The organism is Sporomusa sp. 246TCP1 (assembly GCF_057319775.1).
The window spans coordinates 5,419,582-5,443,666 of sequence record NZ_CM170492.1; the positions used below are offsets into that span (position 1 = coordinate 5,419,582).

Consider the following 24,085-nt stretch of genomic DNA (forward strand, 5'->3'; position numbering starts at 1 on the left):
TAAAAATAGTCTTTGAGCACAGATGGTTATTGTGATACAACAACATCTTCGAATGTATAATGTATACATTCGAAGATGTTGTTTACATGCGCAAGAAAAAGTTATATAGTAAAGACATGAAAAATTATAAACTCAATAATCAGATAAAAACATCATATCGTACGCTACCTGGTATGATTACCAATATTCTTCGCGAATCCATTCTATCTGGGGAACTTAGCGGAGGAGTTCAGCTCAAGCAGGAGGAATTAGCTACAAAATTTAACGTAAGCATGAGTGCCCTGCGGGAAGCATTGAAAAGCCTGGAAGCAGAGGGATTGGTGAGCTTTTATCCTAACCGCGGGGCGGTGGTTAGTGAATTATCCGCGGATGAAGCTAAGGAGATATTTGACATACGGCTTTTTTTAGAATTAGGGGCACTCGAGTTGGCTACTCCTAATTTGACTGATGTAGATTTAGCTGAGGCGCACGAAATTTTAAAAAAAGCAGATGAAGAAACTCAGAGTGAACACTGGGGTGAACTAAATTGGCAGTTTCACGAAACTTTGTATCGGCCCGCAAATAGGCCAAAACTACTTACGTTAATTCAAAATATGCATAACAATGTTGAACGTTATATGCGCTTATACTTATCAGCGATGCACTATCAGACAAAATCGCAAGAAGAGCATCACGCATTACTAAATGCTTGCACTAAAGGCGATATCAAAGGTGCTCAAAAATTATTACGCAAACATATGGCTGATGCGAGTGTTAATTTAATTGAATACTTAAGTTAATCGGTTAACTTGGTATTTTTTTAATTATTATTTTCGATTTTCGAAAATCGAAAATAATAATTAGCACTAGTATATTTTTGAGAAGTGTATCCAAATTTAAGGAGGGACAAATATATGTCGAGTAAACGAATTGAAGGTTTTAAGAAGTCGTATATAGATGCCAAGCCGTCTATCAGTGTTCATCGGGCAGTGGCTTTTACGACATCATACAAAAATACTGAAGGTGAATCAGTTATTATACGGCGAGCGAAAGCATTTCAAGCTGTATGTAAAAGTATTCCAGTAACCATTTTTGATAATGAACTTATTGTTGGGGTCGTCGGCGAATTTCTGAAGGCGGGTGTTGTTTGTCCTGAATATTCCTGGAAATGGGTTGAAGAGGAAATGGACTCGTTTGAAAGTCGGGATCAGGACCCCTATCGCATTGATGCGGAGGCAAAAGATACATTGCGTAAAGAAATTTTTCCTTACTGGAAAGGCAAGTCGCTGGAGGAAACTTTTCTATCTCGCCTTAATAAAGAAACGGCGAAAATTTTGATTGATACCGGAATTATTGACAATGATTCCAAGTGGAGAAACGCAGTTGGCGAAATTACTGCTGATTATCAAGATATCGTTTTCAAAAAAGGGTTTGAGGGACTCAAAGAAGAGGCACTCAAGCATTTGGCAAGTTTGGAACCGATTACTGCTGAAGCAATAGAAAAGATTGATTTTTACAACGCTGCCATTATGGTCTGTGATGGAATTGTCACTCTGGCCCATCGCTATTCGGATAAAGCAATGGAAATGGCACAAACGGAAAAGGATGCTTGTCGGAAAGAAGAATTGCTTGAAATTTCAAGAATTTGCCGGAAAGTGCCGGAACATCCCCCGGAAAATTTTTACGAAGCTTTGCAGACCGTATGGTTTACTCAACTGGGCTCAGTATTGTCTGAAAACTCCCTGGCATTAAATCTGGGCAGGTTCGATCAATATATGTATCCATATTACTCCAATGATATAAAAGCAGGTACTATTACTAAAGATGAAGCTCAAGAACTGATTGAGGCACTTTGGATTAAGCTTTCTGAATGGGTATGGGCTATTTCAAGTAACACGGCTAAATTTTTTGCTGGGTATAATGCATTCCAAAATTTGACCGTAGGTGGCAGAACAAGAGATGGTCGGGATGCAACAAATGATCTTTCTTATATGTGTCTGAAAGCAACTGAAAACGTAAAAACACATCAGCCAGGGTTGAGTGTGCGAATTCATCCTGATAGTCCGGATGAATTTCTATTAGCAGTGTGTAAACTGATTCGTGTCGGGACAGGGTTTCCAGCAGTACACAACGACAAGGTTGGTTCCCAAATGCTGTTGGCGGAGGGACTATCACCTGAAGATGCGCGGGACTGGAGTAACTGCGGCTGTGTAGTACCGCATTTTAGAAAAATAGGCCAGTGGACGTCAGCAGTTAATATTAATTTGGCCGCTGCCCTTGAATACGCATTGAATGGCGGCAAAAGCCGCATTACAGGAGAAAATATGGGACTCCAGGAAGTCTCCGCTTCTGAGTTAAAGAGCTATGAAGAAGTAAAAGCAGCCTTTTATAAACAACTTGCTTACCTGATAAAGCATTCTGCTATCGGCTCAGTTACTCTTCAGCAGGTTCATGCCGAAATGGTGCCTAGACCATATATTTCTATGCTGGTAGATGGCTGTATGGAGAAGGGAAAGGACCTTAGTAAAGGAGGTGCTAAATACAATCTTTCGCCAGTCTTTACCGGAATTGGGGTGGCTGACTCGGCCAACTCTTTGGCGGCGATTAAGAAACTAGTATTTGAGGACAAAAAATATACAGTAGAAGAGATTGACAGAGCGTTAGCTGCCGACTGGGAAGGTTACGAAGAAATAAGAAAAGCAGTACTTGCTTGTCCGAAGTATGGCAATGATGATGACTATGTTGACTCAATTGCTGTAGAAATAACTGACTTTTATTATAGAGAAGTACATTCCTATAAAGATTATTTCGGGACACCTTTTACTTCGGCATTCATGGGAATTTCCAATTATATTCCGTGTGGAAGTGTGATTGGTGCAACTCCAGACGGTAGAAAAGCAAAGACCCCATTGACTGAAGGAGTTTCACCACATGCGGGTACTGATTTGACAAGTCCTACTGCCTCGATGCGTTCTGTTGCTAAAATCAATCATGATGTACATTCTGGCGGTACATTGATGAATATGAAATTTGCTCCTGATCTATTGAAATCGGACAGAAACCTGAAAAATTTGGCATCTCTCATTAGAGCCTATTTTGCACTTGGTGCTTTTCATGTTCAATTTAACGTAATTTCCACTGAAGTATTGAGAAAAGCCCAGGAACACCCAGAAAACTACAAAGACTTGCTTGTCAGAGTAGCAGGTTATAGTACACAATTTGTCAACTTATCCCGTGAAGCTCAGAATGCGATTATTGAAAGAACTACCTATGAAACAATGTAAAGGTACTATATTTCAAATACAGCGATGGTCGATTAATGATGGCGAAGGAGTTAGAAGTACTGTTTTTCTAAAAGGCTGTCCGCTGCGATGTAAATGGTGTGCAAATCCGGAGTCTTGGAATAAAAAACCTGAAGTGTTGTTTTTTCAAGAAAAATGTGTTGGCTGTAATCGCTGTAGTTCTGTTTGTAGTACGAACGCAATTACCATAGAGAAAGCTATAAATCATTTTAATCGTGAAAAATGCTGTGGCTGTGCTAAGTGCTGTGAAGTATGCCCAACAGGTGCTCGTAAGATGATAGGGTCTACAGTAACGGTCGAAGACGTTCTAAAAGTAATCAAAAGAGATGCTATCTTTTATCGGGAGTCCGGAGGTGGAGTCACATTTTCCGGGGGAGAACCATTTGCTCAACCTGAATTTTTGCGGCAACTTGTGGTAGCTTGTAACCAACTCGGATTAGATACTGCTGTCGAAACGAGCGGTTACTTTGATTTTGAGCATATAAAAGACATCATTGAATATTTAGATTGCATTTTTGTGGATATCAAGCATATGGACGACGAGACTCATAAGAAAATGACTGGAGTCAGTAACCATACGATTTTAGAAAACATCGCACAGATATCACAGATACATCCGAATACAATTGTTCGTGTTCCGCTTATTGAAGAAGTTAACGCCAATGAGCAAAATATCAAAAGTATGTGCGAATTTCTTAAGAAAAATACGCGGGTGAAAGATGTCGAACTTCTTCCTTATCATGATTTTGGTGAGTCGAAGTACAGTGCCGTTGGAGCTCATAGTCAGACTTTCACAACTCCCAATGGTGCAAAAATTGAAGACATAAAAACAATAATATCGACCTATGGTATCCGTATTTTAGATTTTAAGTAGTTTAGTGATATCTATCAACGGTTTCCAAAAGGTGTATTTTAAAGCAAAGGTGCTTTACATGGAGAATATCGAGGAACATCTTCATTTGAAGCACCTTTTATTACTGTGCAATTAACAGAATAAATATTAACTTTCAAATATTAAAACAGGCTGTTGGTTTTTATATTGGTGCTCAATAAAGAGTTCCAATTTATATAAAAAATAATAGGAGGCAAGACAACAATGACTAACAAAAAGCAGGAAGCATTTCAGTTTGTAGATGACCATCGTGAGGAAATGGTATCACTGTGGAAGGAAGTTGTAACGATGGAGGGCGGCCCACATGAAAAAGAAGGAATTAACAAAGTTGCCGCTCGCTTTAAAAAGATTCTGGATGGCGAAGGAGCAAATTCACGTACGATCGAGTTCGAAAAAGCCGGTAGCATGCTGATTGGCGAGATTGGCGAAAATCATTCCAAGCCAGGCATAATTTTTCTGGGACATATGGATACTGCTATTGCGGCAGGTGCAATCGCAGAGCGACCTTTTACCATAAAAGACGGCAAAGCTTATGGACCGGGTGTTCTCGACATGAAAGGCGGTATAGTGGCTGCTCTTTATGCTGTAAAAGCCTTGAAATCCATTGGCTATGATTCACGTCCGATTAAAGTCCTTTTGGCGGGGGATGAAGAGGTTTTACACGCCAATTCTAATGCACCGGATCTATTAATGAAGGAAGCCAAAGGCTATGGGGCGGCATTTAATATGGAAACAGGCTTTGTAGACGATGGAATTGTTGTCGGGCGTAAGGGTGTATCCCGGATTATGATGGAAGTGAAAGGTGTCGCCGCACATGCAGGAAATGATCCGGAAAACGGTCGGAGCGCAATTCTGGAAATAGCACATAAGATTATCGACGTACAAAAATTAACGGATTGGGAAAAGGGCATCACCTTTAATGTAGGCGTAATGCAAGGGGGAAAGACCTCGACTGCTATTCCCGATTATGCGAAGATTTTTATCGATGTACGCTATAAAAACCCGGATAACTTACCTGAATTTATTAAACAGCTCGAAGACGTTGGCAACAAAACCTACATTGAAGGTACGACCACCACGGTGACCTTTATGGACGGTATGAAGCCGATGAAAACAACGGACGGAGTTAAACAGTTATTTGAAGTAGTGAAAAAAGCATATGAAGAAAACGGTTTTGGAACGCCGTATGCGAAGATGGTGGGCGGTGCTTCCGATTCGGCCTATACGGTTTTGGCAGGGGTGCCGACGGTATGTGCTATGGGAGTAAAAGGCGGCCGCAATCACAGTCCGGAGGAATATGCCATTGTCGAAAGCCTGTTTGAAAGAGCCAAACTGTTGATTGCCTGCGTACTTAATTTAGACAACATTTAGTTATCTAAATTTGGGATCTAGAGTAATTATTTTTGTTAGTGTAGTAGATATTTTAATTTAAGGAGGAGAGCACATGACAGAGCAAAATCAGGAAAAGTACAAAGTTACCTGGAAGGGCTGGTTAGCATTAATCATTTTGATTATTTCTTTTTCCGGGGTGTTTGCGAAGGTTGATGGTCCTTTGAGAGCGCTGGATTTTCAGGTGCTTACGGGAAGCTTCGGGAAAGTATCTGAAGGGGTAATCTTTACTGGCAAAGGAGGTGTCGGGGCACGAGATGGGTTCATGTTTGCTTTGACGCTTTTCCCGACGCTGATGTTTGCACTGGGATGTATTCAAGTAGCCGAGTCGCTTGGCGCTTTGCGGGCGGCTGAAATATTATTTCGCCCTATTTTACGGCCTTTCATGGGGATTCCGGGTGCTAGCGGGCTGGCCTTTGTCAGCAGCTTCACCAGTTCTGATGTGGCGGCGGTAATGACTAAGGGATTAGTGGAAGACAAGATGATGACGGAAGAAGAACGAGCAGTATTTGTCGCCTACCAGTATGCCGGGTCCGCCCCGGTTACCAATACCTTCGGCACTGGAGCCGCCTTGCTGCCAATCAGCGTTTTGCCGGTGGGTATTATTATTGGGCTGATCTTTATTGTTAAAGTCATGGGTGCTAATTTGTTCCGCTTGTATCTAAAATGGCATGCGTCCAAAAACAAAGTAGAAGGGGGTGAAGCAAATGGCTAATGAGAATTCCGCAGGAATGGATTTGCAGAAAGTTAAACCCAGTATAGTTGAAGAATTTGTGGCGGGAGCTAAAAAAGGTTTTTATATTGGCGCAGAAATGATTGCTCCGGCCATGGTTTTGGCGTATGTACTCATTCAGTTTTTAGATATCACCGGGTTAATGAAGATTGTAGGTAACATACTTGAACCAGTAATGGCAGTATTCGGTCTGCCGGGGGAGGCTGTGTTTGCTCTGGTTGCTGCCTTCTTTGCCAAGGCCGCAGGCTGTGCTACCGCGGCTACCTTATATTCTAAAGGCGTTATTACTGCTACCCAGGCGACTATCTTGTTTCCAGCGTGTGTAACTATGGGAACGTTGATTGGTCACTTTGTGCGTATTGTAATTGTCTCAAACGTCAATAGAAAATGGCATGCGCTGCTAATATGTGTTCCACTTGTAGATGCTGCGGTTGTTATGTTGTTGACCAGATTGGTTTTGAATGTTATGGGATTAAACGGATAACCTCTACAGGGAGAGCTGAGGGGGGCAAGCCTGCCCCCTTAAGTGGCCCGTAATACGTACTTGATTTGGAGGAGTGACGAAGAATATGAAAAGAAAAATGAAGACTATGGATGGTAATACGGCAGCCGCATATATATCTTACGCATTTACCGATGTTGCGGCGATCTTTCCCATTACGCCGTCGTCTAATATGGCGGAAAGTGTGGATGAGTGGGCAGCTCAAGGCAAAAAGAATTTATTTGGGCAGACGGTAGAGGTTGTAGAAATGCAGTCAGAAGGCGGTGCAGCCGGAGCTGTTCATGGTTCGCTGCATGCTGGAGCATTGACTACTACTTATACAGCCTCTCAGGGGCTTCTATTGATGATTCCCAATATGTATAAAATTGCTGGTGAACTATTACCAGGCGTATTCCATGTCAGTGCGAGAGTCGTCGGCGCAAACGCCATCAGTATTTTTGGCGATCATTCTGACGTCATGGCAACAAGGCAAACCGGTTTTGCCTTGTTGGCTGAGAGCGGTGTCCAGCAAGTCATGGACTTGGCAGCTGTAGCACATTTGTCAGCGATTAAAGGTCGAGTGCCATTTCTCAACTTCTTTGATGGTTTTAGAACCTCACACGAAGTGCAAAAAATTGAAGTTTTGGAATATGAAGAATTGAATAAACTGCTAGACCGGGACGCTGTCGATATCTTTAGAAAACGGGCGCTTAATCCTGATCATCCCTTGACCAAAGGTACAGTACAAGGCATCGATGTCCACTTCCAACAAAGAGAGGTAGCCAATCGTTTTCATCAAGACATTCCGGCCATCGTTGAAGACTATATGGCCGAAATTAGCAAACTGACTGGTAGAGAATATCATCTGTTTAACTATCATGGCGCTCCTGATGCCGACAGAATGATTATTGCCATGGGCTCGATGTGTGAAGCCATTGAAGAAGTGGTAGATTATCTCAACGCTAAGGGTGAAAAAGTAGGCTTGCTGACAGTACATCTCTATCGGCCGTTTTCGCTGGAGCACTTCTTTAAATACATACCGGCAACTGTGGAAAAAATTTCTGTGCTGGATAGAACCAAAGAAATGGGATCGTTGGCTGAACCACTCTATCTGGATGTCAAAACCGCATTTTACGGCAAAGAGTGTCCGCCAGTTATTGTGGGCGGACGCTGTGGCGTTGGCGGCAAAGACGTAATTCCCAGCCATATTCACAGTGTTTTTGAAAACCTTAAAAACGACAAGCCCCAAGACAACTTTACTGTCGGCATTATCGATGATGTAAATCATACCTCCCTGCCGTTTTGCGAAGATATTGACACGACTGCAGCCGGAACAACCGCCTGCAAGTTTTGGGGGATTGGCTCAGATGGGACGGTCGGGGCCAATAAGAATACCATCAAGATTATTGGCGATCACACCGACATGTATGCCCAGGCCTATTTTGCCTATGATGCCAAAAAATCGGGTGGTGTTACCATTTCTCATTTGCGATTTGGTAAAAAAACAATAAAATCGCCATATCTCATTAATATAGCGGATTTTATCGCTTGCCACAATCAGTCTTATGTGTATAACTACAATGTTTTAGAAGGGTTGAAACAAGGTGGCAGCTTCCTGTTGAATTGCCGCTGGAGTGAAGCCGAACTAGACCAAAATCTGCCAGCTGAGATGAAACGGTATCTTGCCGCTAATTTGATTCAGATGTACATCATTGATGCCGTGAAAATTGCCCAAGAAATTGGTCTTGGCGGCAGGATTAACATGATTATGCAGTCGGCCTTTTTCAAAATTGCCGGCATTATTCCGGAAGAAGATGCTATAAAATACCTAAAAGACGCCATTCAAAAGTCCTATGGCAAAAAAGGCGAAAAAGTAGTTGCCATGAACAATGCGGCTGTAGATCAAGGGATAAACGCCATTGTGAAAGTCAATATTCCGACCTCCTGGCAAACGGCTGAGGAACAATCCGAAACCAATAGCAAAGAAGTTCCGGCCTTTATTAAAAATGTCTTAATCCCGATGAACAGGCAAGAAGGCGATAAACTGCCGGTCAGCGCCTTTATCGGTTTAGAAGACGGTTCGTATCCCGTGGGAACGGCTGCTTACGAAAAACGTGGTGTTGCGATTGATGTGCCAGAATGGGAGGCTGAGGTGTGCATCCAATGCAATCAATGTTCATTTGTTTGCCCGCATGCTGCGATCAGGCCGGTACTACTTACTGAGCAAGAAAAACAACAGGCACCTGCCGGATTGATGGCAAAACCAGTCAAAGGTCAGGACGGTTTGCATTTTACGATGGTCGTTTCGCCTTATGATTGCACTGGCTGTGGCAACTGTGCCCAGGTTTGCCCGGCAAAAGAAAAGGCGCTGGTAATGAAACCACTGGCAACCCAACTGGAGCAAGCGCCAGTATGGGAATATGCCATGACCATTGCTCCCAAAGCCAATCCGCTCAATCCCTTCACGGTTAAAGGCAGCCAGTTTGAACAACCGCTCTTAGAATTCTCCGGTGCTTGTGGCGGTTGCGGTGAAACACCGTATGCCAAACTGGTAACCCAATTATTCGGAGACCGGATGATGGTGGCCAATGCCACCGGCTGCTCCTCAGTTTGGGCTGATAGTGTTCCCTCTATGCCATATACCACCAACCATCGTGGTCATGGTCCAGCGTGGGGAAACTCCTTGTTCGAAGATAATGCCGAATATGGATTAGGTATGTTAATGGCTGGAAAGCAGCTCAGAAAACAAGTAGCCCAAGCGATTGAAAAGGCTGCTAAACTAGATTTGGGAGATGAATTTAAGGCTGCTTGTGAAACTTGGCTAGCCAATAAAGATAAGGGTGAAGGCACAAGAGAACATGCAGATAAACTGATTGTGCTGTTAGAACAAGTAAAAGGTAATGACGTATTGCTCAATGAAATCTATAACAACAGAGACTTCCTGGTTAAACGCTCCCAATGGATTTTTGGTGGTGATGGTTGGGCCTATGATATCGGGTTTGGCGGGTTAGATCATGTGCTAGCTTCCGGTGAAGATGTCAATGTGCTGGTATTTGATACAGAAGTATATTCCAATACAGGCGGCCAGTCCTCCAAAGCTACGCCAACTGCAGCCATTGCTAAATTTGCGGCTAGCGGCAAAAAGACCAAGAAGAAAGACCTTGGTATGATGGCCGTGAGCTATGGCTATGTCTATGTGGCGCAAATTGCTATGGGGGCCGATAAAAACCAAACTCTCAAAGCCATTGCCGAGGCCGAAGCGTACCCGGGCCCGTCGTTGATTATCGCCTATGCTCCTTGTATCAATCACGGGATGAAAGTGGGCATGGGTTGTAGCCAACTGGAGGCAAAACGTGCTGTTGAAAGTGGTTATTGGGCTATGTATCGTTATAATCCTGAGCTTAAGGCTGCTGGGAAGAATGCCTTCACACTGGATTCTAAAGAGCCAACCATGAACTTTAAAGAGTTTTTGCTCGGTGAAGTGCGTTATTCAGCCTTGAAACAGCAATTCCCCGATATGGCTGAGGCTTTATTTGAAAAAACCGAGCAAGATGCCAAAGAAAGATTGGAAAAGTATAGAATATTGGCTAAACAATAAGGGAGGAATCATTTTATGAAAAGCGTTGTTAATACTGATAAAGCTCCTGCGGCGATAGGACCATATTCTCAGGCAATAAAAGCAGGTAGCTTCATGTTTATTTCCGGTCAAATACCCGTTGATCCCGTCACTGGAACCGTAGTGTCCAGTGATGTTGCGGCACAGACAAAAAAGGTTTTAGATAATATTACAGCAATTTTGAAAAGCGAAAGTCTAAATTTGGGGAATGTTGTGAAGACAACAGTGTTCCTTACAGACTTGAATGATTTTCAAACAGTAAACCAAGTTTATGGAGAATATTTTTCACAGGATGCTCCGGCTAGGGGCTGTGTCCAGGTAGCTAGGTTACCTAAAGACGTTTCTGTTGAAATTGAGGCGATTGCCCATCTATAATTCTAAGGAGGAGATATTGGATAAGGTTATTGCTAACAAAATTATGGATTTTATTTTTCAAGAAACAGGATTAAGTGCGGTTATCTGTGACCATGAAGGGATAATTGTTGCAGCTAAAGATGTTTCCAGAGTGGGCAAAATTCACAGTGGATCGCAAAAGGTACTTACCGAGAAAATCGAGCATCGAATTGTAACCGCTGAAGATGAGCAACGTTCGGGTGGGACTATTAAAATGGGTGTTCATCTGCCTATTGTGTATAATAACGAGTGGGTCGGTAGCTTCGGTATAGGCGGAGACCCTATCTATTCAAAACCTATCGCGAAAATTGCTACAGGTATCATTCGATGGGAGATACAGGCGGCGGAAAACAAGGAAATGTTGCTCGATCAAGCCCAGCAAGTTAACGATTCGATCACAAATATCGCAGCTACTATCGAGGAATTGAATGCTTCTCAGGAGGACCTAGCTGCCACGATGCAGGATGTCGCGAATTTATCTGATAGCGTGTCAGCTAATGTCAATAATACCGATACTGTTATATCAACCATTCAGCAGATAGCCAGTCAGACGAATCTGCTCGGTCTGAATGCCGCTATTGAGGCCGCTAGAGTTGGTGAGCACGGCAGAGGGTTTGCTGTCGTAGCTGAAGAGGTTCGCAAGCTATCCGACCAGAGTCAGCATTCCGCCAAAGATATTAAGGCTACACTCCAGGAGTTAAAGTCGTCGATGGAAATGGTTATTAATCATACTCAGCAAACAGCGGGTATAACCAAAGAACAAGCCAAGGCGACTGAGTCTATTACCGAAAGGGTAATAACATTAAAGTATGTTGGCCAAAAACTGCTTTCCATGGCAAAAGATGAATAGAAATACGTAACATGTAATACCGAAGGCCTTTTAGTTTAAAAGGCCTTTGGTATTATCCATAATTATTCAAAGATGTAAGGGACACAGATTTTAGCTAATAGCACAAGTTGTCGTTACTTAACCGAAAAAAGTTAGGAGTGAGTACATGAATAGTCAGAAAGAGCAAGTTTTTCAATTTATTGATGAGCACCGGGATGAAATGTTAACGTTGTGGCAGGAATTTGTCAACATGGAAAGCGGGTCACAGAATAAGCCGGGAATTGATGCTGTTGCAAGCAAAATTTAGCAAGTGTTGGCAGACGAAGGGGCAGTTACTCAGATAATTGAAATGGAGCAGGCCGGAAACATGATGATCGGTGAGATTGGCGCTGATAGAAAAAAACCGAAAGTTTTATTTCTTGGTCATATGGATACAGTTTTTCCAGTGGGGACTGTTGCCAATCGTCCATTTACGATTCGAGACGGTGTTGCCTATGGGCCAGGTGTCCTCGATATGAAAGGCGGGATTGTGGCTGCACTATATGCCATGAAGGCGCTGCAGGCAGCCCAATATAGTGCACGGCCGCTGAAGATGATTTTGGCTGGTGATGAAGAGATAGCCCATGTGAAATCCAATGCAGCTGACGCAGTTATGGCAGAAGCACGGGGAGCGGCAGCTGCGTTTAACTGTGAAACAGGATTTACGGATAATGCGATCGTTGTCGGGAGAAAGGGGAGCGCTTTATTTGAAATAGAAATTAAAGGTGTTGCTGTACATGCTGGCAACGAGCCGGAAAACGGGCGGAGTGCCATTTTGGAAATAGCCCACAAAGTAATCGATATTCAGAATTTGACAAACTGGGAAACAGGTACAACGTTTAATGTCGGTCTGATTCAGGGTGGAACAGTTCCCAACGCAGTACCAGGTCAGGCGAAAATCGTCGTGGATGTTCGGTATCTTGAGCCGGCATTATTGCCGGAGATCCGCCGACAAGTGCAGGAAGTTGCCGCTAAAACCTATGTCCAGGGAACGACTACCACGGTTGCAGAGATTCCGGGTATTGCCCCGATGAAAAGAACGACGGGTGTTGATGAACTTTTTTCCATCGTCCAAAAAACCTATGAGGAAATGGAGCTGGGGACTCCGTATGCAAAATTGGTCGGCGGCGGGTCAGATTCGGCGTACAGTGTAATGGCCGGCGTACCCACTGTTTGCGCCATGGGGGTTAAAGGCGGCAGAAACCATAGCCCGGAAGAATTTGCCCTTGTGGAAAGCTTGTTTGAGCGGGCCAAACTACTTGGCGCATGTATAATCAATTTGGATGCTGAATAAGAAAGTACCAATATGATTAGGTGGGTTACTAAAATTGCTGGGATTGTTGGTGATTTTGCGATGGGAGCAGCACAGACGCCACATCTATTAGCGGAAGCGTTGTCCTGGCACTGCCGGTTTATGGAAACTGGAACAATGTAGTTGCTGCTGGCAAGTTAAGGTGCCATTTCTATGAAGAATATACAAAAAAGCCTGTGCTGAAAAGTACAGGCTTGTCCAGATAGAAAGGTTAATTTTCCCTGGATTGAACGACGAAGGTTTCTGCCGGCGTCCTAAAGGACTTGGCATAAGCCAAGGCTTATCTTATATTGTCCATTATTTCAGTAGTTTTTTAAAGTTTAGTTTCAACCTGAAAATGACAAACTAGATATAGTTATTGTGGTAACAATGCTGTGATGAGAATCACAGCAAACTGTGACATATGCCAACGAATGTCAGTCATTTTTATAATACAATAGTTTCAAGTAATAAATGCGAATAGCTGGTTAAAAAAGAGCAAAAAAAATAAATTGAGGAGGTGGCAGTATGCTACCCAAAGGAGCAAACCTGCAAAAAATTCGAGAGGGAAACCGTACATATGCGATAACCCCGCATCTTCCTGGCGGTTTTATCAAACCTGAGGTTATGCAAAAATACGTCGATGTTACCAAAAAATATGGTGGGACAATGAAATTGACTTCTGCCCAGCGGATTATGATAACCGGGCTTAAAGCTGAGAATATTGAAAGTATATGGGAGGATCTGGGGATGCAGCCGGCCTTAGGCTTTGCCAATTGTGTGCGCAGTGTCAAAATTTGCCCAGGCAATGTTTTTTGTAAACGTGGCAAGCAAGACAGCATTAAGCTGGGCTTAGAACTTGACAAACGGTATATCAAAAAAGAAATGCCCAGCCGGATTAAACTAGGAGTATCAGGCTGTCTAAACTCTTGCTCCGAGTCGTTCGTCAAAGATGTCGGTGTCATTGGCACCGATGCAGGCTGGGATATCTACGTCGGCGGCAGCGCGGGTTCACATCCCCGTTTGGCCGATAAGCTCATTGAAAGCCTGGATTATGAGGATACTTTGCGGATTATTGACATAGTTATGCGTTACTATCAGAAACATGCGGACATTGAACGCATTGGCCAGTTCATTGAACGTATCGGCCTGGAAAAATTCAAAACCGATGTGCTGGCAGAATTTTATGGTGAAAAAAGTACTGCTATTGAGCCTAAGGTGTCACAGTCTGCAGCGGGAGAAAAAATTGTACCACTACCTGGTGGTCTGACAGAAGGAAACTTGGTATTTGGCGATCAGATTACCGGTGACAGTGTTATTAGTGACATTATCCGGGTATATCCACAGACAATTCCTGTATTCCGGTCTTTCGGCATGGGTTGTCTTGGTTGCCCATCCTCAGCTGGTGAACCTGTTACGCAAGCCGCCGAAATCCATGGTATCAACATGACTGAGCTGTTGACCGCCCTTAACAAAGTAGTTCCAGCCAATAACTAGTCAGAATACAAGGAGGAACATAGCATGAGCGCCTTTTTAGCGCCGGTCCATTACTGGTTATATAATAAAATCCGCGGTGTTATTGAACGTGAGCAATTTATCTTCAAGGGGGCAGAAAACCTTTGCGGCGGTACGGCAGAAGAAGCCCGTTCGCAGGCTTGGCAAAGCTATGGTGAGCCCTTGCCTGAAACAGATTTGCAAGAACAGATTGACCACAGCAATATTCATGGCTGGCTGCAGCGGCAGATTAATGTGGCCGAAAGCCGGGAAGCCGTCTTTATCCAGGCGCTGGTAGATAATTGTGGTGATACCGCCATTGAGGTAGCGCAAACAGCCTTCCGTGAGCATGGGGTCCACGCGGCCCGGCATGCTGATGCTCAGGGTAAATACGAAACCTCTACTGCGCCCGGCATTTATAAGGCGATTAACGATTATTATCTCAATGGTATGCCTTGTGATCAGGCAGATGTTATTTTAGACAGCACTGCCGACAAGCTGGTGTGGGAGAATGCGGGTTGTCTGCAGGAACCCAACTGGAAACGGACCGGGGCTGACAGTAAAATCATGAAAAAGCTCTATAATGAATGGCTGGCTGCCTTTGTTAATATTCTTAATCCTGGATTTGCCTTTAACCAAACTACGGACATCCAAGCTGGGGATAAAAGTAACAGGTACGAAATTGTCCGGGTATAGCGAGACTCAGGGATCACTGACCAATATGAGTAAAGTAACAAAGCCACGAAATTCGTGGCTTTGTTGTTATTTTTGTGCTTTTAGAAAACAAACAAAATCAACAAAGACAAAAACAATTGTTTTTATATTATTGTTTATGTTGATTTTAATTAATTGTTGATATAATATGATGTTAAAAGAAAATTATGGTTAATTGACGTGACATGTGGATGGTGGTTGATAGAAAAATGATTATGAACAAAGGAAGGGGAACTGATTTGTGAACATCAACGAATTTGATCAAATATGGCGGCATGAAAATGAATTTTTCACCATGGAGAATTCTCAGGAATTTTGGGATTCAGCGGCAAGTAATTTTAACCATCGTGTTAACGACAATAATAACACCATATATAACACGAAGGCAGACGAGCTGCTGGACTTTTTGGAACAGCGCAACATTTTAAATGCTGAAACCAAAGTGCTCGATATTGGTTGCGGTCCGGGAAGATATTCCAGTGAGTTCGCCAAAAGGGCCAATCACATAACAGCAATTGATATTTCTTCAAAAATGATTCAGTTTGCAAAACAAAATACGGCCGGCGAGTACCTAGATCGTGCTTATTATGAAACTGCAGACTGGAAAGTCTTTGATCTTTCTGCCAGGGGCTGGCAAAAAAAATACGATTTGGTGTTCGCGTCGATGACCCCGGGAATTAGCAGCAGCGATACTTTGCTTAAAATGTGTGAGGCAAGCAAGGGCTATTGCTTTATGAGCGGATGCATTGATAGGAAAGATGAAGTAGCCGACCAGCTATACCGCGCTATTAGCGGCAAAGAGCCGATGCGCCGGGGAAAAAACTTATATTATGCCTTAAATATTCTATTTCTCTCCGGTTATTACCCTGAGATCATATATCATGATACCGAGATAGAACAGGTGTTGACGATGGAACAAGCAATAAAATCATATAGTGCGATGTTAAAAATGAGAAAACAAACAAGTCCTGATATGACTAATCGGATTACCAGTTATCTTGAGAGCATTGCGGTCAATGGCTTAATCACCGAGAAATGGCGGGCTAAAGTAGCGTGGATTTTATGGAAAGTGTAAAAATTTAAGAGCCTATCTTTGATAAGAGTAGGCTCGTTAGAGGATCATCCTGCAACTATCTGTATTGGCTTACATGAGTTTCCAACATTTTAGCACCGGCATTGAGACGTTCTAATACAGCCGATATCTCTTGGGTGGTGGCGGCTTGTTCCTGGCTGATTGCCCCAGCTGCTTCTATCGAAGTATTAAGCTCAGCAACAGCTTGGGTCATTTCCTGTAAATTGCGCTGGATATTCTTTGTGGCTTCCTGGGATTGGTCGGCAAGCTTTCTGACTTCTTCGGCAACAACGGCAAAGCCCCGGCCGTGTTCACCGGCCCGGGCAGCTTCAATGGCTGCATTTAAGCCTAACAAGTTAGTTTGCGCTGCAATATTTTTTATGAATTGCAAAATTTCTGTAGAATGTTTATTTTTTTCTGCCAAATCGCTGGATAAATGGAATAGACGTTGCCCGGAGGCTGCAAGTTCACTGGCACTGCCTGCAATTTGATGAACGCTGTCAGCTGCCTGGGCGGTTGCGCTAACGATTTCCTCTACATTTTTAATCAAATTAAGGCTATGATTAAAATCAATGCCTGAACTTAATGTTCCAATAATTTCTTTATTTATCCCATAAATCGGCGTAAAAATTGTTTTTATTGGACGCCCGTAGACTTCCGGGGGGATATCCGCATAAGTATTAGCACCGGTACGGATACACTCTTCCACGGTTTGTATTCCTTGAATAGGTTTGCCTGTAGGAAGGTCTAGTTCAAATTTTTTGGCACGATAATAACCGAGATATTTTTTTAAATCAGTAAGTCCAACAGCCATGTCTTCTCTAACTATTTGATTTAGGTATGGGAGAACCAGTTTAAAGGCAGCTAAAATGGCCTCATTGGTTACGGGTTGATCCTCATGTTGCATAATTAACTCTCCTCGCCAATTTAATAGTTATTGTTTCGATAATTCGTCATTTTTTTAGGATATCCTTTTAAAAAAAGTAGCTTTTTTGACAAGACAAGGGGAGCAAGATAAAGAGCAGCTAATTAAAGTCAAGCCTTTAAAACAAAAAGTAGAAATTGAATAAAGTAAAAATAAAATAAACTTAATGTACAATATTAAGTTTATTTTTTAAGTTGATTTTTGTTTTGTATTGTTTTAATATGAGAAGGAGAAATATTTGTAAATATACCAAATATTTAACTGTTTAGGTAGTAAAAAACATTGAAAACATATTAGGGGTGTTAGTCATTGCTCAAACTTTGTAAATTGTTTTTAATCAGTTTGGCGTTTTTGGTTTCCCTAACGACAATGTGCTTTGCCAATACTATTGATACTCCTCAGTTAGCTTCTGAACAAATAGCGGCTAAAAAAATTTCAGTTGTCGTCTTTGCTTCTCGTAGCATACGTAATGACACTAAAACTATGAATACTCTAACCGCCAACATGGAGAAACTGTTTGATCCACATAAATACAATATAGAAATATTTGGGAAAGGACAGCAATCTTCAGCGTTTGTAGAGTTTACCGAAAGATTTCTTTCCAATCAAAAACCATTTATAAAAAAAGAAGATTGTTTTCAATATGCGAAAGATACTGACTCTGATTATGTAATATCTATTTTGATATATCCGATAGATGCGAGAGGATACGTAAGTAGATTTTCAATTTCTAGGGATTATAAAATGCAAGCTGATATAAAAGGCTTAGATGTTAAAAATAATAAATATATGTATAATCAAACTTTTATTTCGAAAAAATTGGATAGTCTCCGTCCCAGTACAGAAAGTGTTCTGAAAAATATGAGAGATGGATTATTATTACCGGAAGAATTGAAAAAATGATAACAAATACCTCCAACACTACTGGGAACAAGTAGGTCAATGGCTGCAAAACTTAATACCAATCGGTATAGGTGCTCTGAGGGGCTTAATAGAAGTCCAGTGTAAGACTGCCACTGTAATGGAGAGCAAGCCTGAGAAATGCCACTGGGAGGAAAGTCCCGGGAAGGTTCAGGCAAGCGATGAACCAGAGCCGGCAGAACTGCCTAAATGACAATCACCGCTAGACTCGCGAAGAGAAAACACGGGGACAGGGGAAATGTTTTAATTATTCAACTATTAACGTATAAACGGTGTCCCTGTCCCCATGTTTTCCCCCGAAGTAAGATAAAGATGGGGGTGAATGAATGCCAAGAATAGCAAGAAAAAAGAGTAAAAGTGGAATCTACCATATAATTGTGCGAGGAATAAACCGTCAGACAATCTTTGAAGATGAAGAAGATTGCAACCAATTACTTGAGGTACTACAACAATATAAAGAAAAAAGCGGATATGAGGTTTACGCATACTGTTTGATGGGAAATCATGTACACTTGTTGATGAAGATAGGAATAGAGCCATTAGAACAAGTAATGCGCCGGATATGTGGGAGCTATGTGTATTGGTATAATAATAAATATCAAAGAATAGGCAATTTATTTCAAGACCGTTTTAAGAGTGAACCAGTAGAAGATGATCAATACTTTCAAATCGTACTAAGATATATTCATCAAAATCCAGTAAAAGCGGGAGTAGTAAAGCATGTTGAAGAATATAAATGGAGTAGCTTTCACGAATATGTAAATCAAGCAAATTTGGTAAATATAAATGTGCTGTTTGGGATGATAAACGACGATAAAGAAATAATGATAGACAAATTTATAGAATATATCAATGAAATAAGCGAAGATGAATGTTTAGATATTGATAATGAGGTCAGGCAGAAAATTATGGACGAAGAAGCCAAAATAATAATAAAAACGGTATGTAATTTAAAAACTGCAATGGATTTGCAGCGGCTGGATAGTCACACAAGAAATACGTACTTAAGAATTCTTAAGCAGCAGCATAACCTATCAATTCGACAAATTGAAAGACTCACGGGAATTAATAGAGGCATTGTTTTAAAAGCATGAGGGCGGTGTCGACAACCCCGTCCCCTGGACACTTCCATAAGGTGGTGCCCCGGCACCCCCCGTACCTCCCGTAACCTCCCGGCCTTTGCCGGAAAAAGCGTTCCGTAGGAGAAAAGCCGGGCGGTATTCCGTTAAAAAATCCGTACTGTTTGAGCGTAGCGAGTTTACGGATTTTAGGAATATCGCCCGGCTTTTCAGCTTTTGGAGGCTTAGGGCATAGACCTTTTTTTACTTTTGGGGCAATGCCAAAAGTAAAACCCCCTTGCTTGAAGGGATAACACGGGGTCAGGGGGGATGTTTTAATTATTCAACTATTAGTGTAGAAACTGTGTCCCTGTCCCCATGTTTTTGGAGATGGTACTCTAATAGGGAATAGATCAAAAGACTAGGTCCTTTGATTACACATTAACAAAAAAGCCAGAATAGTAGACTGCTATTCTGGGCTTTTTTTACTCTGTACTTTTCGCTGTCAAGGTTTTAGACTTGCTCCGCCGCCAGGAATGAACTGGCAGGGCAATGCCAAGGAATGGGTTGATAAAGCCGAACAGGCCGGTTGGAAAGTGATGCGCGATCCATCGTAGCCGGCAGTTGGAGCAATACTAGTGCGGTCAAATGACTTTATTTTGTCGGCTACATTTTGCCGGAAAGATTGCAGTGAAGAAAGCTCAATACTACCAGGATAATTGGCTGATGAACAAGATAAATAAGCAGCGACTGGCGGCCCAGCCGGCTTAGGGTGTGTATTGCGGGAAAAACGAGAACTAGCCTTTGGGATAAGCAAGGCTGATTTTCATTTTTTATTAGTGTCGGTGCGGAAATTTTGTCTAGTGAAAAATCATTGTTGCAGTGAAATACTTTTTCTATCAAAAATAGAAGAAAATTATTTGATAAATTAACACTATTTTCGATAAACAAAGCTAAATATTTAGCTAAAATTAACTTCTAAACTGCATCTAAATCGGTTATAATAAACATAGAACATAAAGAACGCCCCTGTGACCAGCAGGGACGTTCGGAGAATACCGGAGGTTAACGGAACACTTCGCGGATAATCTGATAAATTATCCACAAAGCGCCGTTTGAAACCGTTAGTTTAATCCACTTGGTTTCAAAACGCATCGGAATCACCTCCCGTATTCTGTTTTGGAGCAGGCTGCAATCCTGCTCCTTAAATATTATAGCAGAGTTACATTGTATTTTGTTCTAAAATGGGCCTACCTATAAGGAGAAAAATGTCATCGACCTGCAATTGCGCAGAAATGCCGGGAGATCGGCGACAATTAATATTATAAGGGGGTTTTCACACGGTCTGATGGTGGTTTTGTCTGTTAACGTCACCCCCTAAGATAGTGTCGCCACCCCTTGCCTTAAAAAAATTGTGCCCCCATAAGGTGGTGCCCCGGCCCCCCGTACCTCCCGTAACCTCCCGGCCTTTGCCGGAAAAAGCGTTCCGTAGGAGAAAAGCCGGGCGGTATTCCGTTAAAAAATCCGTACTGTTTGAGCGTAGCGAGTTTACGGATTTTAGGAATATCGCCCGGCTTTTCAGCTTTTGGAGGCTTGGGGCCTAGACTTTTTGTTACTTTTGGGGCAATGCCAAAAGTAAAACCCCCTTGCTTGAAGGGATAACACGGGGACAGGGGGGATGTTTTAATTATTCAACTATTAACGTAGAAACGGTGTCCCTGTCCCCATGTTTTGCCCGAAACGGTGTCCCTGTCCCCATGTTTTGCCCCTAACAGCGTTTGGATTGGTATTGTCCGGGAAGTAGCAAATGGGCAAATCCAGGTGGAGTTCATGGGGAACAAGAACACATCGGAAATCTACAAGATGACCTTTACAGAACTGAGTAAGAAAAATTTTGTCGGCTACATTTTACCGGAAAGATTGCAGTGAAGAAAGCTCAATACCACCAGGATAATCGGCTGATGCACAAGATAAATAAGCAGCGACTGGCGGCCCAGCCAGCTTAGGGTGCAGATTGGGACGCAGGTGGCGGCTGATGGCCACAAGGGTTGTTTGGCAGGATACAGTAGCTTGCCTGCCGCCATACCATAGAATACTACGCCCAACCAGGGCAGTAGTGGATAGTAGTCTAGTGAGGCAAAGCCGGTGGGGGTGATGCCAAGTGGCAGCAGCCAGGTTGTTGTTGTCGTTAGACTGGCAATCCAGTTGCTCGTGATAAGTAAGGTAGTGCCTGCCAGTGTCAGCAGCAGAGCAGATTGCTTGGCTAACCAGGGGGCGGTAAGCATACCAAATCCCAACAGGTGTAATATCCCAAACTGGATATACATCGCTGGATTAAAGAAATACGTTACTATTGTAATAAGCATACCTGTGCCGAACACAGTAAGACCACGACGTATTGGCCGGCGACTGAGAGTATTGCTTATTCCGGATACCAGCATAAATAGAATAGCCGCAGCCTTGCCCTGGTAGTACCAAAAACCATTTAGATAGTCAAGTGGCCAGTTGTAAAAGCAGGCTAAGTCAAAAACTATATGAAATGATATCATTAACAGGAGAGCAATTCCCCGTAAACAATCTAGTTCAGTGATGCGGGCAGTTTGTGGCAATGGCGGCAGCCTCCTTCAAGCGGTAGCTTATCATACCCTAACAATAGATGACAATTGAATTGTCGTCAAGCAGTGGCTGTTGGGTGAGTTAATTTACTTAAGAATGAAAATTTACGATAGATACACGACATACTATAATAATGGGTATTGATCATGGGAAAAAGGATTTCATGAGTTGGCAGGAATACCTGCTTGCGAAGGGAATATACTAAGTTAGAAATACTTTGAATTTTGGCCAGCGGTTTTGCAGGTAGGATGGTGTCGGCATGAAAGAACTATATATAATATTACTTTCTGTTTTTATTGGTGCTGTGGGACAGGTTGGCTTAAAATACGGTGCTATGCGAATTCCTGATACCGGTTCCTTATGGGAAAAAGCGATAGCTGCCTGGCCGCTTATCGCGGGTTTGGCACTTTATGGTGTGAGTACATTGCTCTGGATTTATGCGCTCCGTACAGTGGAACTGAGTTACGCGTACCCACTGATTAGCCTTGGTTATATATTGGTATTTATTGCTTCTTATTTTATTTTTCATGAGTCAATCAGTCTGCTTAGGCTGGGTGGACTTGTGCTTATAGTAAGCGGCATAATATTGGTAGCTAAGTCGTAATAGCGAACGAATTAACTGAATATTAACATTTTTTTACAATTAGTTAACAAATGTCGGGGTTTTATGCTATAATCAGATCATATCCGACGAATTGAGGAGGCTAAGTATGGGATTTGGCTTAAAACCGCGTGAAGAAAAATTTTACGGGTATCTCTTAGAAAACACTCAACTGATTCGCGATGCGGCTGAAGTACTACAGGTGGCTTTAAATCGAGAAGGTGATTTACCTGAATTAATGATTCAGATAGATGAGCTTGAGAAAAGTGCTGATGTCAATACTGCCAAAATTATCGGCTTGTTACATAAGACTTTTATTACACCACTTGATCGGGAGGACATTTATGCTATTGCCCACAAACTGGATGATGTGATTGACTGTATCCAGGGTGTTATTGAACGTATGGAGTTATATAATGCGGGCACTGCATCAGAAGGCGCCAGAGAACTGGGGTCACTCATTGTCAAAGCGTCTAAACAAATTGACAAGTCATTTTCCTATTTGCCTGAAATCAAAAAGCAGCGGGAAAAAGTTGAAGAACGCTGTGCCAAGATTATTGAGTATGAGATCCTGGGTGACAAGCTGTATCGTCAGGAAATGGCTAAGTTGTTTCGGGAAGTCACTGACCCTATTGAGATCATCAAGTGGAAAGAAATTTTGCTTCAATTAGAAGAAACCCTGGATATTTCCGAGGATATCGCGAATTTGTTAAAGGGAGTCATTGTAAAATATGCCTGATTTGACGTTACTCTACGTCGTCGTATTTTTTGCCTTGGCATTTGATTATATCAACGGTTTTCATGATACGGCCAACGCTATTGCCACCTCGGTATCGACCCGGGCATTGGAACCGCAATATGCCGTCATGTTGGCGGCAGTTCTCAACTTTGCCGGGGCGCTCTATAGTACTGGTGTAGCTAAAACCATTGGTGGCGATCTGGTGAAATCGGCCTCGATGGTTAATCAGCAGGTTATAATTTCGGCACTGTTTGGGGCTATTGTCTGGAACTTGATTACTTGGTGGTTTGGTATTCCCAGCAGCTCCTCTCATGCGCTTGTAGGGGGCGTTCTAGGGGCGGTAACCGTAGGGGCAGGATTTGAAGCCATTAACGTCTATGGCGTTGAAAAAATTGTACTGTCGCTAGTAGTATCACCATTGCTTGCTATGGCCGGTGGTTATGTTATTATGATTGCCATGATGTGGATTTTTCGCAGGCAGGAGCCGGGAAAACTAAATACCGGATTTAAAAAAATGCAGCTTTTATCTGCCAGTATGATGTCATTTTCGCATGGTTCGAATGATGCGCAAAAGGCTATGGGCATTATTACGCTGGCGCTTTTAAGTTCTGGACAGATACCGACATTGGAGGTTCCCTTATGGGTGAAATTTTCCTGTGCGACTGCAATGGCTTGTGGTACGGCTGTTGGCGGCTGGAAAATCATTAAGACAATGGGGGGCAGGATATTTAAGCTTGAGCCGATTACCGGTTTTGCTGCTGATTTGAACTCATCACTTGTTATTTTTGCGGCTACTAATCTTCACCTGCCGGTAAGTACTACCCATGTGGTGTCTGGTTCAATTATGGGAGTAGGCTCCTCTAAACGCTTGACGGCGGTACGGTGGGGTGTGGCGCAGCAAATGCTGTTTGCCTGGGTTTTAACCATTCCGTTCAGCGCGATAACCAGTGGACTGATGTATAAATTTTTATCTTTATTCATGCATATCTAAACTTTAAATT

General features: G+C 42.6%; 23 protein-coding genes and 1 riboswitch. Of the genes, 20 read left to right on the forward strand and 3 right to left on the reverse strand.

Features of this window, described 5'->3' with window-relative positions:
- The first annotated feature begins 86 nt into the window (after window positions 1-86).
- The 15 genes from AC1ECB_RS25570 to AC1ECB_RS25640 all read left to right on the forward strand — a co-directional run bounded on the left by AC1ECB_RS25570 (window position 87) and on the right by AC1ECB_RS25640 (window position 16,227).
- Window positions 87-779: a GntR family transcriptional regulator gene (locus tag AC1ECB_RS25570; protein ID WP_485666425.1), complete on the forward strand. Its 693-nt coding sequence runs from the start codon at window positions 87-89 to the stop codon at window positions 777-779.
- A 114-nt stretch (window positions 780-893) separates the two neighbouring features.
- Window positions 894-3,263 (forward strand): glycyl radical protein, encoded by a 2,370-nt coding sequence (locus AC1ECB_RS25575; protein WP_485666426.1) that lies wholly within the window; start codon window positions 894-896, stop codon window positions 3,261-3,263.
- The gene (locus AC1ECB_RS25580) at window positions 3,250-4,155 is read left to right on the forward strand and encodes a glycyl-radical enzyme activating protein (protein WP_485666427.1); all 906 of its coding nucleotides are present in this window, start codon (window positions 3,250-3,252) and stop codon (window positions 4,153-4,155) included. The genes AC1ECB_RS25575 and AC1ECB_RS25580 overlap by 14 nt, the downstream gene beginning before the upstream one ends.
- 222 nt (window positions 4,156-4,377) lie before the next feature.
- A complete protein-coding gene (locus tag AC1ECB_RS25585) occupies window positions 4,378-5,544 on the forward strand; it encodes a M20 family metallopeptidase (RefSeq protein ID WP_485666428.1) in 1,167 nt (388 codons plus the stop codon).
- A gap of 73 nt (window positions 5,545-5,617) precedes the next feature.
- Window positions 5,618-6,277: a nucleoside recognition domain-containing protein gene (locus AC1ECB_RS25590; protein ID WP_485666429.1), complete on the forward strand. Its 660-nt coding sequence runs from the start codon at window positions 5,618-5,620 to the stop codon at window positions 6,275-6,277.
- Window positions 6,270-6,779 (forward strand): nucleoside recognition domain-containing protein, encoded by a 510-nt coding sequence (locus AC1ECB_RS25595; protein ID WP_485666430.1) that lies wholly within the window; start codon window positions 6,270-6,272, stop codon window positions 6,777-6,779. The genes AC1ECB_RS25590 and AC1ECB_RS25595 overlap by 8 nt, the downstream gene beginning before the upstream one ends.
- 85 nt (window positions 6,780-6,864) lie before the next feature.
- A complete protein-coding gene (gene nifJ, locus AC1ECB_RS25600) occupies window positions 6,865-10,374 on the forward strand; it encodes a pyruvate:ferredoxin (flavodoxin) oxidoreductase (RefSeq protein ID WP_485666431.1) in 3,510 nt (1,169 codons plus the stop codon).
- 15 nt (window positions 10,375-10,389) lie between these two features.
- Window positions 10,390-10,767: a RidA family protein gene (locus tag AC1ECB_RS25605; RefSeq protein WP_485666432.1), complete on the forward strand. Its 378-nt coding sequence runs from the start codon at window positions 10,390-10,392 to the stop codon at window positions 10,765-10,767.
- 16 nt (window positions 10,768-10,783) lie between these two features.
- Window positions 10,784-11,635, forward strand: coding sequence for a methyl-accepting chemotaxis protein (locus AC1ECB_RS25610; RefSeq protein ID WP_485666433.1), 852 nt, complete (start codon window positions 10,784-10,786; stop codon window positions 11,633-11,635).
- A gap of 145 nt (window positions 11,636-11,780) precedes the next feature.
- A complete protein-coding gene (locus AC1ECB_RS25615) occupies window positions 11,781-11,921 on the forward strand; it encodes a hypothetical protein (RefSeq protein ID WP_485666434.1) in 141 nt (46 codons plus the stop codon).
- Window positions 11,922-11,981: 60 nt separating this feature from the next.
- Complete coding sequence (locus AC1ECB_RS25620; protein WP_485666435.1) at window positions 11,982-12,947, forward strand: M20/M25/M40 family metallo-hydrolase; 966 nt, start codon at window positions 11,982-11,984, stop codon at window positions 12,945-12,947.
- Between the two features lie 12 nt (window positions 12,948-12,959).
- Window positions 12,960-13,088: a hypothetical protein gene (locus AC1ECB_RS25625; protein ID WP_485666436.1), complete on the forward strand. Its 129-nt coding sequence runs from the start codon at window positions 12,960-12,962 to the stop codon at window positions 13,086-13,088.
- 384 nt (window positions 13,089-13,472) lie between these two features.
- On the forward strand, window positions 13,473-14,441 hold the full coding sequence (locus tag AC1ECB_RS25630) for a DUF1858 domain-containing protein (protein WP_485666437.1): 969 nt from the start codon (window positions 13,473-13,475) through the stop codon (window positions 14,439-14,441).
- A gap of 24 nt (window positions 14,442-14,465) precedes the next feature.
- Window positions 14,466-15,134, forward strand: coding sequence for a hypothetical protein (locus tag AC1ECB_RS25635; RefSeq protein WP_485666438.1), 669 nt, complete (start codon window positions 14,466-14,468; stop codon window positions 15,132-15,134).
- A 259-nt stretch (window positions 15,135-15,393) separates the two neighbouring features.
- Window positions 15,394-16,227 (forward strand): class I SAM-dependent methyltransferase, encoded by an 834-nt coding sequence (locus AC1ECB_RS25640; protein ID WP_485666439.1) that lies wholly within the window; start codon window positions 15,394-15,396, stop codon window positions 16,225-16,227.
- A 55-nt stretch (window positions 16,228-16,282) separates the two neighbouring features.
- Here AC1ECB_RS25640 and AC1ECB_RS25645 read toward each other — a convergent pair whose 3' ends face one another.
- Window positions 16,283-17,131 (reverse strand): methyl-accepting chemotaxis protein, encoded by an 849-nt coding sequence (locus tag AC1ECB_RS25645; RefSeq protein WP_485666440.1) that lies wholly within the window; start codon window positions 17,129-17,131, stop codon window positions 16,283-16,285.
- A gap of 327 nt (window positions 17,132-17,458) precedes the next feature.
- Here AC1ECB_RS25645 and AC1ECB_RS25650 point away from each other — a divergent pair, with 327 nt between their 5' ends.
- Entirely contained in the window at window positions 17,459-18,052 is a 594-nt protein-coding gene (locus tag AC1ECB_RS25650; RefSeq protein ID WP_485666441.1) for a hypothetical protein, read from the forward strand.
- Between the two features lie 52 nt (window positions 18,053-18,104).
- Window positions 18,105-18,273, forward strand: a riboswitch (cobalamin riboswitch).
- 123 nt (window positions 18,274-18,396) lie between these two features.
- Window positions 18,397-19,164 carry an REP-associated tyrosine transposase gene (locus tag AC1ECB_RS25655; protein WP_485666442.1) on the forward strand — a complete coding sequence of 256 codons (768 nt, stop codon included), beginning with the start codon at window positions 18,397-18,399 and terminating at the stop codon, window positions 19,162-19,164.
- 469 nt (window positions 19,165-19,633) lie between these two features.
- Here the strand turns inward: AC1ECB_RS25655 and AC1ECB_RS25660 are convergent, their stop codons facing one another.
- On the reverse strand, window positions 19,634-19,945 hold the full coding sequence (locus tag AC1ECB_RS25660; RefSeq protein ID WP_485666443.1) for a hypothetical protein: 312 nt from the start codon (window positions 19,943-19,945) through the stop codon (window positions 19,634-19,636).
- A gap of 1,084 nt (window positions 19,946-21,029) precedes the next feature.
- Window positions 21,030-21,737 (reverse strand): heparan-alpha-glucosaminide N-acetyltransferase, encoded by a 708-nt coding sequence (locus tag AC1ECB_RS25665; RefSeq protein ID WP_485666444.1) that lies wholly within the window; start codon window positions 21,735-21,737, stop codon window positions 21,030-21,032.
- A gap of 266 nt (window positions 21,738-22,003) precedes the next feature.
- On the opposite strand from AC1ECB_RS25665, the gene AC1ECB_RS25670 reads away from it, so the two are divergent.
- The 3 genes from AC1ECB_RS25670 to AC1ECB_RS25680 all read left to right on the forward strand — a co-directional run bounded on the left by AC1ECB_RS25670 (window position 22,004) and on the right by AC1ECB_RS25680 (window position 24,075).
- On the forward strand, window positions 22,004-22,348 hold the full coding sequence (locus tag AC1ECB_RS25670; RefSeq protein WP_485666445.1) for an EamA family transporter: 345 nt from the start codon (window positions 22,004-22,006) through the stop codon (window positions 22,346-22,348).
- 106 nt (window positions 22,349-22,454) lie between these two features.
- A complete protein-coding gene (locus tag AC1ECB_RS25675) occupies window positions 22,455-23,084 on the forward strand; it encodes a DUF47 domain-containing protein (protein WP_485666446.1) in 630 nt (209 codons plus the stop codon).
- Window positions 23,077-24,075 (forward strand): anion permease, encoded by a 999-nt coding sequence (locus AC1ECB_RS25680; protein ID WP_485666447.1) that lies wholly within the window; start codon window positions 23,077-23,079, stop codon window positions 24,073-24,075. Before AC1ECB_RS25675 ends, AC1ECB_RS25680 begins: the two co-directional genes overlap by 8 nt.
- Window positions 24,076-24,085: the final 10 nt, after the last annotated feature.

Excerpts from the sequence above, each read along its gene's own strand:
- AC1ECB_RS25570 (WP_485666425.1), top strand. The coding sequence starts at position 87 with ATGCGCAAGAAAAAGTTATATAGTAAAGACATGAAAAATTATAAACTC.
- AC1ECB_RS25575 (WP_485666426.1), top strand. The coding sequence starts at position 894 with ATGTCGAGTAAACGAATTGAAGGTTTTAAGAAGTCGTATATAGATGCC.
- AC1ECB_RS25580 (WP_485666427.1), top strand. The coding sequence starts at position 3,250 with ATGAAACAATGTAAAGGTACTATATTTCAAATACAGCGATGGTCGATT.
- AC1ECB_RS25585 (WP_485666428.1), top strand. The coding sequence starts at position 4,378 with ATGACTAACAAAAAGCAGGAAGCATTTCAGTTTGTAGATGACCATCGT.
- AC1ECB_RS25590 (WP_485666429.1), top strand. The coding sequence starts at position 5,618 with ATGACAGAGCAAAATCAGGAAAAGTACAAAGTTACCTGGAAGGGCTGG.
- AC1ECB_RS25595 (WP_485666430.1), top strand. The coding sequence starts at position 6,270 with ATGGCTAATGAGAATTCCGCAGGAATGGATTTGCAGAAAGTTAAACCC.
- nifJ (WP_485666431.1), top strand. The coding sequence starts at position 6,865 with ATGAAAAGAAAAATGAAGACTATGGATGGTAATACGGCAGCCGCATAT.
- AC1ECB_RS25605 (WP_485666432.1), top strand. The coding sequence starts at position 10,390 with ATGAAAAGCGTTGTTAATACTGATAAAGCTCCTGCGGCGATAGGACCA.
- AC1ECB_RS25615 (WP_485666434.1), top strand. The coding sequence starts at position 11,781 with ATGAATAGTCAGAAAGAGCAAGTTTTTCAATTTATTGATGAGCACCGG.
- AC1ECB_RS25620 (WP_485666435.1), top strand. The coding sequence starts at position 11,982 with ATGATGATCGGTGAGATTGGCGCTGATAGAAAAAAACCGAAAGTTTTA.
- AC1ECB_RS25625 (WP_485666436.1), top strand. The coding sequence starts at position 12,960 with ATGATTAGGTGGGTTACTAAAATTGCTGGGATTGTTGGTGATTTTGCG.
- AC1ECB_RS25630 (WP_485666437.1), top strand. The coding sequence starts at position 13,473 with ATGCTACCCAAAGGAGCAAACCTGCAAAAAATTCGAGAGGGAAACCGT.
- AC1ECB_RS25635 (WP_485666438.1), top strand. The coding sequence starts at position 14,466 with ATGAGCGCCTTTTTAGCGCCGGTCCATTACTGGTTATATAATAAAATC.
- AC1ECB_RS25645 (WP_485666440.1), bottom strand. The coding sequence starts at position 17,131 with ATGCAACATGAGGATCAACCCGTAACCAATGAGGCCATTTTAGCTGCC.
- AC1ECB_RS25655 (WP_485666442.1), top strand. The coding sequence starts at position 18,397 with ATGCCAAGAATAGCAAGAAAAAAGAGTAAAAGTGGAATCTACCATATA.
- AC1ECB_RS25670 (WP_485666445.1), top strand. The coding sequence starts at position 22,004 with ATGAAAGAACTATATATAATATTACTTTCTGTTTTTATTGGTGCTGTG.
- AC1ECB_RS25675 (WP_485666446.1), top strand. The coding sequence starts at position 22,455 with ATGGGATTTGGCTTAAAACCGCGTGAAGAAAAATTTTACGGGTATCTC.
- AC1ECB_RS25680 (WP_485666447.1), top strand. The coding sequence starts at position 23,077 with ATGCCTGATTTGACGTTACTCTACGTCGTCGTATTTTTTGCCTTGGCA.